The sequence below is a fragment of the Marixanthomonas ophiurae genome (genome assembly GCF_003413745.1).
Classification (GTDB): Bacteria; Bacteroidota; Bacteroidia; order Flavobacteriales; family Flavobacteriaceae; genus Marixanthomonas; species Marixanthomonas ophiurae.
Map to the genome: position 1 here is coordinate 169,911 of NZ_QVID01000001.1, position 13,864 is coordinate 183,774.

Sequence of the window (13,864 nt, forward strand, 5' to 3'; positions counted from 1 at the left end):
GAACGCTTGTTAGGTTAAAATATCCTTAAATTTCAAGCTATCGAAGCCGTAAACGTAAAAAACTTCCTTTAGAATAACTAAAGGAAGTTTTTTATAATCTGTTGTGGCTCTTAAATCTTGAAGGCGTTTCGCTGTGGATAATAAGCCACATCGCATAACTGCTCTTCAATTCGTAACAACTGATTGTATTTTGCCATACGGTCACTACGGGAAGCTGAACCTGTTTTAATCTGTCCACAGTTTAACGCCACGGCCAAATCGGCAATAGTGTTATCTTCTGTTTCACCACTTCTGTGTGACATTACTGAAGTATAACCGGCATTATGCGCCATATTTACAGCAGCAATTGTTTCGGTTAAGGTTCCTATTTGGTTTACCTTGATCAAAATAGAATTAGCTATATTTTCTGAAATACCTTTTGACAACCGCTCTACATTCGTTACAAACAAGTCGTCCCCGACCAATTGGACTTTATCGCCTACTTTTTTGGTCAATGATTTCCAACCGTCCCAATCGTTTTCATCCATTCCATCTTCAATAGAGATAATTGGGTATTTGTTGCATAATTCAGCTAAATAAGTAGCTTGTTCTTCAGAGGAACGCACTTTTCCTTTTTCACCTTCAAAAACAGTGTAATCGTACTTTCCGTTTTCGTAGAATTCTGCTGCTGCACAATCCAAGGCAATCATGACTTCATCTCCTAATTTATAACCAGCATTTTTTGTAGCCTTTGCTATGGTATCGATTGCATCTTCTGTTCCATTAAGCGTTGGAGCAAAACCACCTTCGTCGCCTACCGCCGTGCTTAGGTTACGGTCGTGTAATACTTTTTTAAGGTTATGGAAAATCTCACTTCCCATTTGCATGGCGTGTGTAAAATTTTTAGCCTTCACTGGCATAATCATAAACTCTTGAAAAGCAATTGGTGCATCACTATGCGAACCTCCGTTAATAATATTCATCATCGGCACCGGAAGCGTTTTGGCACTTACGCCACCCACATATCGGTATAATGGTAACCCAAGTTCAGAAGCTGCAGCCTTTGCTACTGCTAAAGAAACACCTAAAATAGCATTGGCTCCTAATTTTGATTTATTAGGAGTTCCATCTAAATCAATCATAATCTTATCGATTGTTTCTTGTTCAAAAACAGAAACACCCAATAAAGTTCCGGCAATTTTACCATTTACATTTTCTACGGCTTTTAAAACACCTTTACCCATATAATCGTCACCGCCATCGCGTAACTCTACTGCTTCGTGTTCTCCTGTCGATGCTCCTGATGGAACTGCTGCGCGGCCTAAAAAACCATTTTCGGTAATTACATCAACCTCTACAGTTGGATTTCCGCGAGAATCGAATATTTGTCTAGCAATAATGTCAATTATTATACTCATGCTGTTTTAGCTTTGTGGTTTTGTATGGTTGTGATAAATTGATCAAATAAATACGACGCATCATGTGGTCCTGGACTTGCTTCTGGATGGTATTGTACCGAAAAAACAGGTTTGTTAACCATTTTAATACCGGCTGCAGTTTGATCATTAAGGTGCAAATGTGTTATTTCGATATCTGGATTAGCTTCAGCCTCTTCTCTGCTAATTGCAAAACCGTGATTTTGAGATGTTATCTCCCCTTTTCCTGTTTCTAGGTTTATAATAGGGTGATTAATACCTCGATGTCCGTGGTGCATTTTATAGGTTGAAACGCCATTCGCTAATGCAATTACTTGATGTCCACCACAAATACCAAATAACGGCTCTCCTTTTTCAATAATTTTCTTTGTAATACTTATGGCATTTTCTAAAGGTTCTGGATCGCCAGGACCGTTTGACAAAAAGTAGCCATCTGGATTAAAAGCTTCCATTTCACCTAAAGGGGCATCAAAAGGAAATACTTTTACGTAACAGTCTCTCGCCGCTAAATTTCTTAATATGTTAGTCTTAATTCCATTATCTAAAGCTGCAATTTTATAGGTTGCATCTTCTTTTCCGAAGAAATAAGGTTCTGTTACTGAAACTTTTGAAGCTAATTCTAGTCCTTTCATATCAGGAATATCAGCTAATTGTTTTTTTAAGCCTTGAATGTTTTCAACATCAGTAGAAATCACCGCATTCATCGCTCCATTATCCCGAATATAACATACCAAAGCACGGGTGTCTACATCACTAATGGCTAATAAATTGTTCTTGCTTAAGAACCCTTCTAAGGAATCATCTGCTGCTGGACGTGATTGGTTGTAACTGAAATTTCTACAAATCAAGCCTGCAATTTTAATACCGTCAGACTCCATTTCGCTTTCTGTAGTTCCGTAGTTACCAATGTGTGCATTGGTGGTTACCATTAGTTGTCCAAAGTAGGATGGATCTGTAAAAATCTCTTGATAACCGGTCATTCCGGTGTTGAAACAAACTTCACCAAAGGCTGAGCCTTCTTTACCTCCCACTACTTTTCCGTGAAAGATGGTGCCGTCTGCTAATAAAATTATTGCTTGTTTTCTTTTTTGATATTTCATAATGAAGGTTTCAGTTTTAGTGTAAAAACGTTCTGCTTACTTTTCTTATAAATTGATGCAAAAATAGTATAAAAAAAGGGATAAACATTTAATGCTTATCCCTTTGTTATTTACAAATAAAAAATCATTTTATTCTTCTTCTTTATTCGCTTTCGTCTTAGTTGCTGGAGCTGCTGCTTTAGAACCTCCTCCACGACGGCTACGACGTGTAGATTTCTTTTTAGTAGCTTTTCCTGCATTGTAAACTGTATTGTAGTCTACCAATTCGATCATCGCCATATCTGCTGCATCTCCTAAACGGCTACCCAACTTAATAATACGGGTATACCCTCCTGGACGATCGCCTACTTTTACAGCAACGTCTCTAAAAAGTTCAGTTACCGCTTCTTTTTGGCGTAAATTTCTATATACAATACGACGGTTATGAGTCGTATCTTCTTTAGATTTTGTGATCATTGGTTCTACAAATTGCTTTAGAGCTTTTGCTTTTGCAACTGTAGTGTTGATTCTTTTGTGCTCAATTAAAGAACAAGCCATATTGGCTAACATCGCTTTTCTATGCGCTGTTTTTCTCCCTAAGTGATTAAATTTCTTTCCGTGTCTCATGACATTTTGTTTTAATCATCATCTTGCTACCAAACTCACTGTTGTGAGGAGCAAAATATGACGTATTAATCTTTATCTAATTTATATTTTGAAAGGTCCATCCCAAAGTTCAAACCTTTAACGTTAACTAATTCTTCTAATTCAGTAAGTGATTTTTTACCGAAATTTCTGAATTTCATCAAATCGTTTTTGTTGTATGAAACCAAATCTCCTAAGGTATCAACTTCAGCAGCTTTTAAACAGTTTAGGGCACGAACTGAAAGGTCCATATCTACTAATTTTGTTTTAAGCAACTGACGCATGTGCAATGACTCTTCGTCATATGTTTCCGTTTGAGCAATCTCATCAGCCTCAAGGGTGATACGCTCATCACTAAACAACATAAAGTGGTGAATCAATGTTTTAGCAGCTTCGGTCAAAGCATCTTTTGGATGAATTGAACCATCTGTCTGGATTTCGAAAACTAATTTTTCGTAATCTGTTTTTTGTTCTACACGGAAGTTTTCAATACTGTACTTCACATTTTTAATTGGTGTGTAGATAGAGTCTGTAAAGATGGTACCAAGAGGTGCATTCGCTTTTTTGTTCTCTTCAGCAGGAACATAACCTCTTCCTTTTTCAATAGTGATCTCGAAATTAAGATTCACTTTTTTGTCCATATTACAGATAACCATATCTGGGTTTAATACTTGAAATCCTGAAATGAATTTCTGAAAATCTCCAGCGGTTAATTGCTCTCCTCCGTTTACTGAAACAGTTACGGTTTCATTATCTATCTCATCAATCTGTCTCTTAAAACGAACTTGTTTTAAGTTAAGAATGATTTCGGTTACATCTTCTACAACTCCGGCTATGGTTGAAAATTCGTGATCAACCCCTTCAATACGTACCGAAGTAATTGCAAATCCTTCTAAAGAAGAAAGTAATACTCGTCTTAATGCGTTACCTACTGTCAATCCGTAACCTGGTTCTAAGGGACGAAATTCGAATTTCCCCTCAAAATCAGTAGAATTGATCATGATAACTTTATCAGGCTTCTGAAAACTAAATACTGCCATAGTGTGACTCGTGTGTTTTTATTATTTAGAATATAATTCGACGATAAACTGCTCGTTGATGTTCTCTGGAATCTGGATACGTTGTGGAATAGATACAAACGTTCCTTCTTTAGTTTCGTTGTTCCAAGTAATCCACTCATATACGTGGTTAGCATTTGCTAAAGAATCTTGGATAGCATTTAACGTTTTAGATTTTTCCCTTACAGCAACAACATCACCTGCTTTTATATGGTATGAAGGTATGTTAACCTTTTCTCCATTTACAGTAATGTGACGGTGAGACACTAATTGTCTTGCAGCACGACGGCTAGGGGCGATCCCCATACGGAATACAACGTTGTCTAAACGTGACTCGCATAATTGAAGCAATACTTCACCTGTAATTCCAGGAGCAGCTGTTGCTTTTTTAAACATGTTTCTGAATTGACGCTCCAAAATACCATACGAGTATTTTGCCTTTTGCTTTTCAGCTAATTGGATTGCATATTCAGATTTCTTTCCACGACGACGGGTGTTTCCGTGTTGCCCTGGAGGGTAGTTTCTTTTTTCGAAAGACTTATCGTCTCCGAAGATAGCCTCACCAAACTTACGGGCTATTTTAGTTTTTGGACCAGTATATCTTGCCATTTCTAAGTGTTTTTGAAGGGAAAATTAAATTAAGGTCTTACGTTAATCCTCTAATTTTCTTTATTCCTTCAGATTGATATTAATTATAAATTATACTCTTCTTCTTTTTGGAGGACGACAGCCGTTATGTGGCATTGGAGTTACGTCTATAATTTCGGTAACTTCAATTCCTGAATTGTGAAGTGATCGTATTGCAGATTCTCTTCCGTTTCCAGGTCCTTTTACATAAACTTTTACTTTACGTAAACCAGCATCGTGTGCTACTTTCGAAGCATCTTCAGATGCTAATTGAGCAGCGTAAGGTGTGTTTTTCTTAGATCCTCTAAAACCCATTTTACCGGCAGAAGACCAAGAGATTACATCTCCGTTCTTGTTTGTTAAAGAAATAATGATGTTGTTAAAAGAAGCTGTTACGTGCGCTTGGCCCACAGATTCAACGTTTACTTTACGTTTTTTAACAACCTTCTTTGTACTTTTTGAGTTAGACTTTGCCATATCTCTAGGTATTATTTAGTTGCTTTTTTCTTGTTAGCAACTGTTTTACGTTTTCCTTTTCTCGTTCTTGAGTTGTTTTTGGTACGTTGCCCACGTAACGGAAGTCCCGATCTGTGACGAATACCTCTGTAACAACCAATATCCATTAAGCGCTTAATGCTTAATTGTACTTCACTACGTAATTCACCTTCGATTGTGAAAGACCCTACAGCCTCACGAATTTTTCCGATTTCATCATCGTTCCATTCGTTAACTTTCTTGTCTTCGCTAACTCCGGCTTTTTCCAGTATTTCCTGGGCGCGGCTTTTACCAACACCAAAGATATACGTTAACGCGATTACACCCCTTTTGTGTTTTGGGATATCTACACCTGCGATTCTTGCCATAACTTATCCTTGTCTTTGTTTGAACCTTGGGTTCTTTTTGTTAATAACATATAATCTACCTTTTCTGCGAACTATCTTGCAGTCGGCACTTCTTTTTTTAACGGATGCTCTTACTTTCATCTGTTCTGATTTTAATTAGATTAACTACAGTAAAAACTGTATTAGTATCTATAGGTTATACGAGCCTTAGTCAAATCGTAAGGACTCATTTCTAATTTAACTTTATCTCCGGGTAGTAATTTAATATAGTGCATACGCATTTTACCCGAAATATGCGCAGTTACAATATGACCGTTTTCCAATTCCACTCTAAACATTGCATTAGACAATGCTTCTACAATTGTTCCGTCTTGTTCTATTGGGGGTTGTTTTGCCATAATTTATGCTACTGCTTTTCTGTTTTTACCTGTTTTCATTAAACCGTCATAATGACGATTTAACAAATATGAATTAACTTGTTGCATTGTATCGATCGCTACACCTACCATAATTAATAGTGATGTACCACCGTAAAATAATGCCCATCCTTGTTGGATTCCTATAAACTTAACAACAAAAGCTGGAAATACAGCTATTAAAGCTAAGAAAACAGATCCTGGAAGGGTTATTTGGGACATAATTCTATCTAAATATTCTCCTGTTTCTCCTCCTGGTTTAATACCTGGAATAAAACCTCCACTACGCTTAAGATCGTCTGCCATTTTATTTGTAGGCACAGTAATGGCCGTATAGAAATATGTAAAGATAATGATCAACGTTGCAAATACAAGGTTATACCATAATCCAAATATATCACTAAAGGCAGCCTGTACTGATTGTGCTACACTGCTATCTGAAAACATAGAGATGCTTGCGATAGCAGAAGGCACAAACATAATTGCCTGCGCAAAGATAATAGGCATTACTCCTGAAGCATTAAGCTTTAACGGAATAAATTGACGTGCACCAAAAATATTTTTCTCATATCCTCCACTAGCGGTTCTTCTTGCGTACTGTACCGGTATTTTTCTCACTGCCATTACTAGCATTACCGAAGCAAGGATAATAACAAACCAGATTACCAATTCAATCAAAATCATAATTAAACCACCATTTGATTCTAAAACTCTAGAAGCAAATTCTTGTGCAAACGATTGTGGCAATGTTGCTATAATACCAACCATAATTAATATAGAGATACCATTACCAACACCTTTATCGGTTATTTTTTCACCCAACCACATCGCAAATATCGTACCAGTAACTAAGATAATTACTGAAGAGATATAGAACATAGGTGTTTGACCTAAGATAAACGCTTCAGTAGGCACTCCCAATGCTGGAAGACCTGCCAAGTAACTAGGAGCTTGCACCAAACAAATACCGATGGTTAACCAACGAGTAATCTGTGTGATTTTCTTCCTTCCACTTTCACCTTCTTTTTGTAATTTCTGTAGATAAGGAACTGCTATCTGCATTAATTGAACCACAATGGAAGCCGATATATAAGGCATAATACCCAACGCAAAAACAGAAGCATTGGCAAAAGCCCCTCCCGTAAATGCATTTAACAGACCACCAAGTCCAGAATCAAAATTACCGGCAAAACTAGCAAGCTGCGAGGCATCTATTCCTGGTAATACTACTTGTGCACCAAATCGGTACACTAAAAGAAGACCCAACGTAAGCATAATCCTGTTACGAAGTTCTTCTATCTTCCAAATGTTTTTTAAGGTATCAATAAATTTCATCCTTATTTTAAAATTATAGGGTTACTACTTCACCACCAGCAGCTTCAATAGCTTCTTTTGCTGAGGCAGTAAACTTATGAGCAGATACTTTCAATTTTGCCTTTAACTCTCCTCTTCCTAAAATCTTCACCATTTCGTTTTTGCCAGCAAGACCCAAACTCATTAAAGTTTCAAAGTCTATAGTATCTTTTATTTTTTTGTCATCTACCAACTGTTGTAATGTATCAATGTTTATACCTTGATACTCTTTACGGTTGATGTTTGTAAACCCAAATTTAGGCACACGACGCTGAATAGGCATTTGTCCTCCTTCAAATCCAAGTTTCTTGGAATATCCAGAACGAGACTTAGCCCCATTGTGTCCACGAGTTGCAGTACCACCTTTACCGGAAGCCTGACCACGTCCTACGCGTTTCCCGTCTTTATGAGTTGAACCTTTTGCAGGTTTTAAGTTACTTAATTCCATTTTGTATATCTTAAACAGTTTCTACTGAAACTAAATGTTTCACTTTATTTACCATACCAAGAATATTTGGCGTGTCATCATGCTCAACAGTTTGACCCATCTTACGAAGGCCTAAAGCTTCAAGCGTTCTCTTTTGGTTTTGCGTGCGGTTAATCTCGCTGCGTACCTTTGTTACTTTTATTTTTGCCATGTTCTTTAGTATTTATCCTTTATACAATTTTTCCAAAGTAATACCACGTTGCTTGGCTACTGTTTCTGCACTTCGCAATTGTAATAAAGCATCAAATGTTGCTTTTACTACGTTATGCGGGTTAGAAGATCCTTGAGATTTCGACAATACATCGTGAACTCCTACAGCCTCTAATACAGCACGTACCGCACCACCGGCGATCAAACCAGTACCAGGAGCAGCTGGTAATAAATTTACTCGCGCACCGGCATATTTACCTTTTTGTTCGTGTGGAAGTGTTACTTTATTTAAAGGAATACGTACCAGGTTTTTCTTGGCATCTTCAATACCCTTTGCGATTGCGCTAGCAACATCTTTCGATTTACCAAGGCCTTGACCTACTACGCCATTTTCATCACCAACTACAACAATAGCTGAGAATCCAAATGCTCTACCACCTTTAGTTACTTTAGTTACACGTTGTACACCTACCAAACGGTCTTTTAAGTCAAGACCTCCGGGTTTTACTGTTTCTACGTTTTTATAATCTTGATACATATTTCTTAAAATTTAAGACCGCCTTCGCGAGCGCCTTCAGCTAATGATTTTACTCTTCCGTGATATAGGTATCCGCCACGATCAAATGCTACGGTTTCTACACCGGCTTTTTGAGCCTTCTCAGCGATTGCCTTTCCTACTAATTTTGCAGCTTCACTTTTATTTACTTTTGAAGCATCAATATCTTTATCTCTTGAAGATGCAGCAGTAATGGTAACTCCATTTACATCGTCAACAAGTTGTGCATAGATCTCTTTATTGCTTCGGAAAATAGCCAAACGTGGACGTTCTGCTGTTCCTGAAACAGTCTTTCTGATTCTGAAACGAATACGTTCCCTTCTATCTGTTTTTGATAATGCCATAACGTTATATCTTATGCAGATTTACCTGCTTTTCTTCTTATTTGTTCACCTACAAACTTAACACCTTTTCCTTTGTAAGGTTCTGGCTTACGGAAACCACGAATTTTCGCAGCTACTTGACCAACTAGTTGTTTGTCGTGTGATGTTAATTTTACTTTTGGATTTTTACCTTTTTCAGAAATGGTTTCTACTTTTACTTCTGGAGCAATGTCCATAACGATATTGTGAGAAAAACCGATTGCTAAATCCAATTTTTGTCCTTGGTTACTGGCACGGTATCCTACCCCTACCAATTCTAGTTCTTTTGTCCAACCGTTTGTTACTCCTTCAATCATATTATTGATTAAAGCTCTGTACAAACCGTGTTTTGCTCTGTGATCTTTTCCTTCAGTAGGACGTTCTAAAACTATAGTTCCATCTTCGTCTTTAATTGTTATCTCAGAAAATTCTTGAGACAACTCACCTAATTTACCTTTAACGGTAACTACGTTATCTTTAATTTCTACTGTTACACCATCTGGAATGGCTACCGGGCTTTTACCTATTCTTGACATCTCTTAGTCTTTATTTTAGTATACGTAGCACAATACTTCGCCACCTACGTTCTTTTCTTGAGCTTGCTTTCCTGTCATTACTCCATGCGAAGTAGAAACGATTGCAATACCCAGTCCATTTAATATACGTGGTATATTTGAAGAATTTGCATATTTACGTAAACCTGGTTTACTAATTCTTTGAATCTTTTTAATTACCGGATCTTTTGTAAGCTTATCATATTTTAAAGCGATTTTGATAGTGCCTTGCGGTCCTTTATCGTCTTCAAATTTATAGCTTAAGATATACCCTTGGTCAAAAAGGATTTTTGTAATCTCCTTTTTAAGGTTTGATGCGGGTATCTCTACAACGCGGTGTCCTGCCTTTACGGCGTTTCTAACTCTCGTTAGAAAATCTGATATTGGATCTATATTCATTTTTAGTTATTTACGATAGTGGTTTTTGGTGTTTCCAAACCTACTAACTGTTTATGTTGTTACCAACTTGCTTTTCTAACTCCAGGAATTAAACCATTGTTTGCCATTTCACGGAACATTACACGTGAAACTCCAAATTGTCTCATATACCCTTTAGGTCGTCCGGTCAATTTACAACGGTTGTGCAAACGTACTGGTGAAGAGTTTTTTGGTAGTTTTTGTAGACCTTCCCAATCGCCAGCTTCTTTTAAAGCTTTGCGTTTTTCAGCATACTTTTTAACCATTTTTTGTCTCTTAACCTCACGGGCTTTCATTGATTCTTTAGCCATCTTAGTTCTTTTTAAAAGGTATTCCTAGTTCCGTTAGTAATGATTTCGCTTCTTTATCGGTATCAGCAGAAGTTACAAAGGTAACATTCATACCTTCAATCTTCTTGATTTTATCGATATTGATTTCTGGGAAGATAATTTGTTCTGTTATTCCTAATGAATAATTTCCTCTTCCGTCAAAACCAGTTGCGTTGATTCCGTTAAAATCACGTACGTTAGGCAATGCACTTGTTATAAGTCTATCTAAAAACTCATACATACGCTCACCACGTAAGGTAACTTTCGCTCCAATAGGCATTCCTTTTCTAAGTTTAAAAGTGGCAACATCTTTCTTCGAAATTGTTGCAACAGCTTTTTGCCCTGTGATTTTTGATAATTCTTCTACGGAATACTCGATCAATTTTTTATCAGCTACAGCAGCTCCAACTCCACGAGACACAACAATGCGCTCTAGTTTTGGAACTTGCATTACGTTTGTGTAACCAAATTCATCTGTAAGAGCGTTTACTACTTTGCTCTTGTACTCTTCTTTAAGTCTTGGTGTATATGCCATAACTATAATACTTGATTTGATTTTTTAGCAAATCGTACTTTTTTTCCATCTTCCATTCTATAACCTACTCGTGTTGCTTTTCCACTTTTAGGATCTACCAATGATAGGTTTGAAATGTGAATAGGAGCTTCTTTTTCGGATATTCCACCTTGAGGATTTGCCGCACTTGGCTTCTCATGTTTCTTTACCGTATTTACTCCTTCTACTATTGCTTTGTTTTTGTCAAGCATCACCTTCATTACTTTACCTTCTGAGCCTTTGTGCTCTCCGGCAGTAACTACTACTGTATCGCCTGATTTTATTTTAAGCTTTGCCATCTTATTATCTATTATAGCACTTCAGGTGCTAATGATACTATTTTCATAAATTGTCTATCACGAAGCTCTCTGGCTACAGGACCGAAAACACGTGTTCCTCTCATTTCCCCTTGAGGGCCTAAAAGTACACAAGCATTATCGTCGAAACGGATATATGATCCATCTGGTCGTCTAACTTCTTTCACGGTACGTACCACTACTGCTGTAGAAACGGCACCTTTTTTAATGTTTCCGTTAGGGGTAGCTTCTTTTACTGAAACTACAATTTTATCCCCAATGGAAGCATATCTCTTTTTTGTACCGCCTAACACACGGATGGTAAGTACTTCCTTAGCACCGGTGTTGTCTGCTACTCTAAGTCTTGATTCTTGCTGTATCATGATTACTTCGCTCTTTCAATTATTTCTACTAATCTCCAACATTTTGTTTTACTTAAAGGTCGTGTTTCCATGATCTTTACAGTATCACCTTCGTTGCAGTCGTTTGTCTCATCGTGCGCCACGTATTTCTTCGTTTTCAGCACGAATTTTCCGTACATAGGGTGTTTCATTTTCTTAGTTTCAGCAACTACTATGGATTTCTCCATTTTGTTACTGGTTACTACACCTATACGTTCTTTTCTTAAGTTTCTTTTTATTTCCATCTTTCAGCTTCGTACTGTTATTGCACTTCTCTTTTAGTTAGTTCGGTCGCAATTCTGGCAATGCTTCTGCGCTGCCCTCTTAATTGAATTGGATTTTCCAACGGTGAAATGGTATGAGCCATTTTAAGGTCTGTATATGCCTTAGTCGATTCAGCAAGTTGTTCTTGTAACTCTACTGTTGATGCTTCTTTTATTTCTGATTGTTTCATAGTGACAATTTCAAAAATTATTCTTGATAATCTCTAGACATTACAAATTTTGTTCGTACGGGTAGCTTTTGTGCTGCCAAACGTAATGCTTCTTTAGCGGTTGCCATTGGCACACCAGAAACTTCAAACATAATTCGACCAGGTTTTACTACAGCTGCGTAATATTCTACGGCACCTTTACCTTTACCCATACGTACTTCAAGAGGTTTTTTAGTAATTGGCTTATCTGGGAATATCATAATCCAGATAGAACCTTCTCTTTTCATATAACGAGTAGCGGCAATACGTGCAGCTTCTATTTGACGAGCTGTAACAAATTTTGAATCTAAAGATTTAATACCAAAGGTACCGTTAGACAATCGGTGTCCACGTCCAGCGTTGCCTTTCATGCGACCCTTTTGTTGTTTACGGTATTTTGTTCTTTTAGGTTGTAACATGTTCTTCTTTTTAAAAAATTACTTTCTGCGACGTGATTTGTTTCCACCTCGTCCGGAACCTTTTCCTCCTTTTTTGGATAATCCAACTAACGGGGAAAGATCTCTTTTTCCATACACTTCGCCTTTCATAATCCATACTTTAACACCCAATTTACCATAGGTAGTTTGAGCCTCTACTAAAGCATAGTCTATGTCTGCTCTAAATGTTGAAAGCGGGATACGACCTTCTTTGTACGATTCGTTACGAGCCATTTCAGCTCCATTTAATCGTCCCGAGATTTCAATTTTAATACCTTCAGCGTTCATTCGCATTGCAGCCGCGATTGCCATTTTTATTGCTCGACGGTATGAAATTCTATTTTCAATTTGTCTTGCAACACTAGCACCTACTAAATGAGCGTCTAATTCAGGTCTTTTAATCTCGTGAATGTTAATCTGTACCTCTTTTCCGGTAATTTTTTTGAGCTCTTCTTTAAGCTTGTCCACTTCCTGGCCGCCTTTCCCGATAATAATACCCGGACGTGCGGTGGTTATGGTAACGGTTACAAGCTTAAGGGTACGCTCAATGATTACCCTAGACACACTAGCTTTACTTAAACGAGCGTGAATGTACTTTCTAATCTTATCGTCTTCGGCTAATTTATCACCGTAGTCGTTACCTCCGTACCAGTTGGATTCCCATCCTCTAATGATACCTAAGCGGTTACCGATTGGATTTGTTTTCTGTCCCATTTATATTAGCTTTGTGTGTTATCGTTAGCTCCAAGTATCATTGTAACATGATTGGAACGTTTTCTAATTCTGTGCGCGCGACCTTGTGGTGCAGGACGAAGTCTCTTCAACATTGTACCACTATCTACGCGTATTTCTTTTATAAAAAGATCTGCATCCTCTACAGAAGCTTCTTCATTTTTTGCTTGCCAATTTGCAATGGCTGAAAGCAATAGTTTTTCCAAACGTCCTGAAGCTTCTTTTTTGTTAAATCTTAATATATTAAGTGCCTTATTTACCCTTTCACCACGGATTAAATCTGCAACTAAACGCATTTTTCTTGGTGATGTAGGGCAATTATTCAATTTAGCAAAGTACTGTGTTTTCTTTGCTTCCTTGATTTGCTCTGCTCTTTCTCTTTTACGAACTCCCATGGCTTATTATTTTTTTCCTTTGTTTCTAGCACCTGCGTGACCACGGAATGATCTTGTAGGTGAAAATTCGCCTAATTTATGTCCTACCATATTTTCAGTCACATATACAGGGACGAATTGACGCCCATTATGCACTGCGATGGTTTGACCAACAAAATCTGGAGTTATCATAGAGGAACGAGACCAAGTTTTGATCACGGTCTTCTTATTTGAAGCCACATTCTGTTCTACTTTCAGTTCTAACTTATAGTGAACGTAAGGTCCTTTTTTTAACGATCTTGCCATAAC

The 13,864-nt window shown here is 37.5% G+C and carries 26 protein-coding genes; all 26 read right to left on the minus strand.

Annotated elements, in window-relative coordinates:
• Positions 1-110: 110 nt before the first annotated feature.
• A complete protein-coding gene (eno, locus tag DZ858_RS00755; RefSeq protein WP_117157668.1) occupies positions 111-1,397 on the minus strand; it encodes a phosphopyruvate hydratase in 1,287 nt (428 codons plus the stop codon).
• Positions 1,394-2,515, minus strand: coding sequence for a glutamine-hydrolyzing carbamoyl-phosphate synthase small subunit (gene carA, locus DZ858_RS00760; RefSeq protein WP_117157669.1), 1,122 nt, complete (start codon positions 2,513-2,515; stop codon positions 1,394-1,396). Before carA ends, eno begins: the two co-directional genes overlap by 4 nt.
• Positions 2,516-2,644: 129 nt before the next feature.
• The gene (gene rplQ, locus DZ858_RS00765) at positions 2,645-3,121 is read right to left on the minus strand and encodes a 50S ribosomal protein L17 (RefSeq protein WP_117157670.1); all 477 of its coding nucleotides are present in this window, start codon (positions 3,119-3,121) and stop codon (positions 2,645-2,647) included.
• A gap of 65 nt (positions 3,122-3,186) precedes the next feature.
• The gene (locus tag DZ858_RS00770; RefSeq protein WP_117157671.1) at positions 3,187-4,179 is read right to left on the minus strand and encodes a DNA-directed RNA polymerase subunit alpha; all 993 of its coding nucleotides are present in this window, start codon (positions 4,177-4,179) and stop codon (positions 3,187-3,189) included.
• 21 nt (positions 4,180-4,200) lie between these two features.
• Complete coding sequence (gene rpsD / locus DZ858_RS00775; RefSeq protein WP_117157672.1) at positions 4,201-4,806, minus strand: 30S ribosomal protein S4; 606 nt, start codon at positions 4,804-4,806, stop codon at positions 4,201-4,203.
• Between the two features lie 90 nt (positions 4,807-4,896).
• Positions 4,897-5,301, minus strand: coding sequence for a 30S ribosomal protein S11 (gene rpsK / locus DZ858_RS00780; RefSeq protein WP_117157673.1), 405 nt, complete (start codon positions 5,299-5,301; stop codon positions 4,897-4,899).
• 11 nt (positions 5,302-5,312) lie between these two features.
• Complete coding sequence (gene rpsM, locus DZ858_RS00785) at positions 5,313-5,687, minus strand: 30S ribosomal protein S13 (protein ID WP_116695299.1); 375 nt, start codon at positions 5,685-5,687, stop codon at positions 5,313-5,315.
• A 3-nt stretch (positions 5,688-5,690) separates the two neighbouring features.
• Positions 5,691-5,807, minus strand: a complete 117-nt coding sequence (gene ykgO / locus DZ858_RS00790; protein WP_013305171.1) for a type B 50S ribosomal protein L36 — start codon at positions 5,805-5,807, stop codon at positions 5,691-5,693.
• A gap of 41 nt (positions 5,808-5,848) precedes the next feature.
• Entirely contained in the window at positions 5,849-6,064 is a 216-nt protein-coding gene (gene infA / locus DZ858_RS00795) for a translation initiation factor IF-1 (RefSeq protein WP_116695298.1), read from the minus strand.
• 3 nt (positions 6,065-6,067) lie between these two features.
• Positions 6,068-7,417 carry a preprotein translocase subunit SecY gene (gene secY / locus DZ858_RS00800; protein WP_117157674.1) on the minus strand — a complete coding sequence of 450 codons (1,350 nt, stop codon included), beginning with the start codon at positions 7,415-7,417 and terminating at the stop codon, positions 6,068-6,070.
• 13 nt (positions 7,418-7,430) lie between these two features.
• Complete coding sequence (rplO, locus tag DZ858_RS00805; protein ID WP_117157675.1) at positions 7,431-7,883, minus strand: 50S ribosomal protein L15; 453 nt, start codon at positions 7,881-7,883, stop codon at positions 7,431-7,433.
• A 10-nt stretch (positions 7,884-7,893) separates the two neighbouring features.
• Positions 7,894-8,073, minus strand: coding sequence for a 50S ribosomal protein L30 (gene rpmD, locus DZ858_RS00810; RefSeq protein ID WP_117157676.1), 180 nt, complete (start codon positions 8,071-8,073; stop codon positions 7,894-7,896).
• A 12-nt stretch (positions 8,074-8,085) separates the two neighbouring features.
• A complete protein-coding gene (gene rpsE, locus DZ858_RS00815; protein WP_117157677.1) occupies positions 8,086-8,610 on the minus strand; it encodes a 30S ribosomal protein S5 in 525 nt (174 codons plus the stop codon).
• Positions 8,611-8,615: 5 nt separating this feature from the next.
• Positions 8,616-8,972, minus strand: coding sequence for a 50S ribosomal protein L18 (rplR, locus tag DZ858_RS00820; RefSeq protein WP_117157678.1), 357 nt, complete (start codon positions 8,970-8,972; stop codon positions 8,616-8,618).
• Positions 8,973-8,983: 11 nt separating this feature from the next.
• Positions 8,984-9,526: a 50S ribosomal protein L6 gene (rplF, locus tag DZ858_RS00825; protein WP_117157679.1), complete on the minus strand. Its 543-nt coding sequence runs from the start codon at positions 9,524-9,526 to the stop codon at positions 8,984-8,986.
• 15 nt (positions 9,527-9,541) lie between these two features.
• A complete protein-coding gene (gene rpsH / locus DZ858_RS00830; protein WP_117157680.1) occupies positions 9,542-9,943 on the minus strand; it encodes a 30S ribosomal protein S8 in 402 nt (133 codons plus the stop codon).
• Positions 9,944-10,002: 59 nt separating this feature from the next.
• Positions 10,003-10,272 (minus strand): 30S ribosomal protein S14, encoded by a 270-nt coding sequence (gene rpsN / locus DZ858_RS00835; RefSeq protein WP_117157681.1) that lies wholly within the window; start codon positions 10,270-10,272, stop codon positions 10,003-10,005.
• Position 10,273: 1 nt separating this feature from the next.
• On the minus strand, positions 10,274-10,825 hold the full coding sequence (gene rplE / locus DZ858_RS00840; protein WP_117157682.1) for a 50S ribosomal protein L5: 552 nt from the start codon (positions 10,823-10,825) through the stop codon (positions 10,274-10,276).
• Between the two features lie 2 nt (positions 10,826-10,827).
• Complete coding sequence (gene rplX, locus DZ858_RS00845; RefSeq protein WP_117157683.1) at positions 10,828-11,142, minus strand: 50S ribosomal protein L24; 315 nt, start codon at positions 11,140-11,142, stop codon at positions 10,828-10,830.
• Positions 11,143-11,153: 11 nt separating this feature from the next.
• The gene (gene rplN / locus DZ858_RS00850) at positions 11,154-11,522 is read right to left on the minus strand and encodes a 50S ribosomal protein L14 (protein ID WP_117157684.1); all 369 of its coding nucleotides are present in this window, start codon (positions 11,520-11,522) and stop codon (positions 11,154-11,156) included.
• 2 nt (positions 11,523-11,524) lie between these two features.
• On the minus strand, positions 11,525-11,785 hold the full coding sequence (rpsQ, locus tag DZ858_RS00855) for a 30S ribosomal protein S17 (RefSeq protein WP_117157685.1): 261 nt from the start codon (positions 11,783-11,785) through the stop codon (positions 11,525-11,527).
• 17 nt (positions 11,786-11,802) lie between these two features.
• Positions 11,803-11,994 carry a 50S ribosomal protein L29 gene (gene rpmC, locus DZ858_RS00860; RefSeq protein WP_117157686.1) on the minus strand — a complete coding sequence of 64 codons (192 nt, stop codon included), beginning with the start codon at positions 11,992-11,994 and terminating at the stop codon, positions 11,803-11,805.
• Positions 11,995-12,011: 17 nt separating this feature from the next.
• A complete protein-coding gene (gene rplP, locus DZ858_RS00865) occupies positions 12,012-12,431 on the minus strand; it encodes a 50S ribosomal protein L16 (RefSeq protein ID WP_117157687.1) in 420 nt (139 codons plus the stop codon).
• 18 nt (positions 12,432-12,449) lie between these two features.
• Positions 12,450-13,163, minus strand: a complete 714-nt coding sequence (gene rpsC / locus DZ858_RS00870) for a 30S ribosomal protein S3 (RefSeq protein WP_117157688.1) — start codon at positions 13,161-13,163, stop codon at positions 12,450-12,452.
• A gap of 5 nt (positions 13,164-13,168) precedes the next feature.
• Entirely contained in the window at positions 13,169-13,576 is a 408-nt protein-coding gene (gene rplV, locus DZ858_RS00875) for a 50S ribosomal protein L22 (protein WP_117157689.1), read from the minus strand.
• A gap of 6 nt (positions 13,577-13,582) precedes the next feature.
• Positions 13,583-13,861 carry a 30S ribosomal protein S19 gene (gene rpsS, locus DZ858_RS00880; RefSeq protein ID WP_117157690.1) on the minus strand — a complete coding sequence of 93 codons (279 nt, stop codon included), beginning with the start codon at positions 13,859-13,861 and terminating at the stop codon, positions 13,583-13,585.
• Between the last annotated feature and the right edge of the window lie 3 nt (positions 13,862-13,864).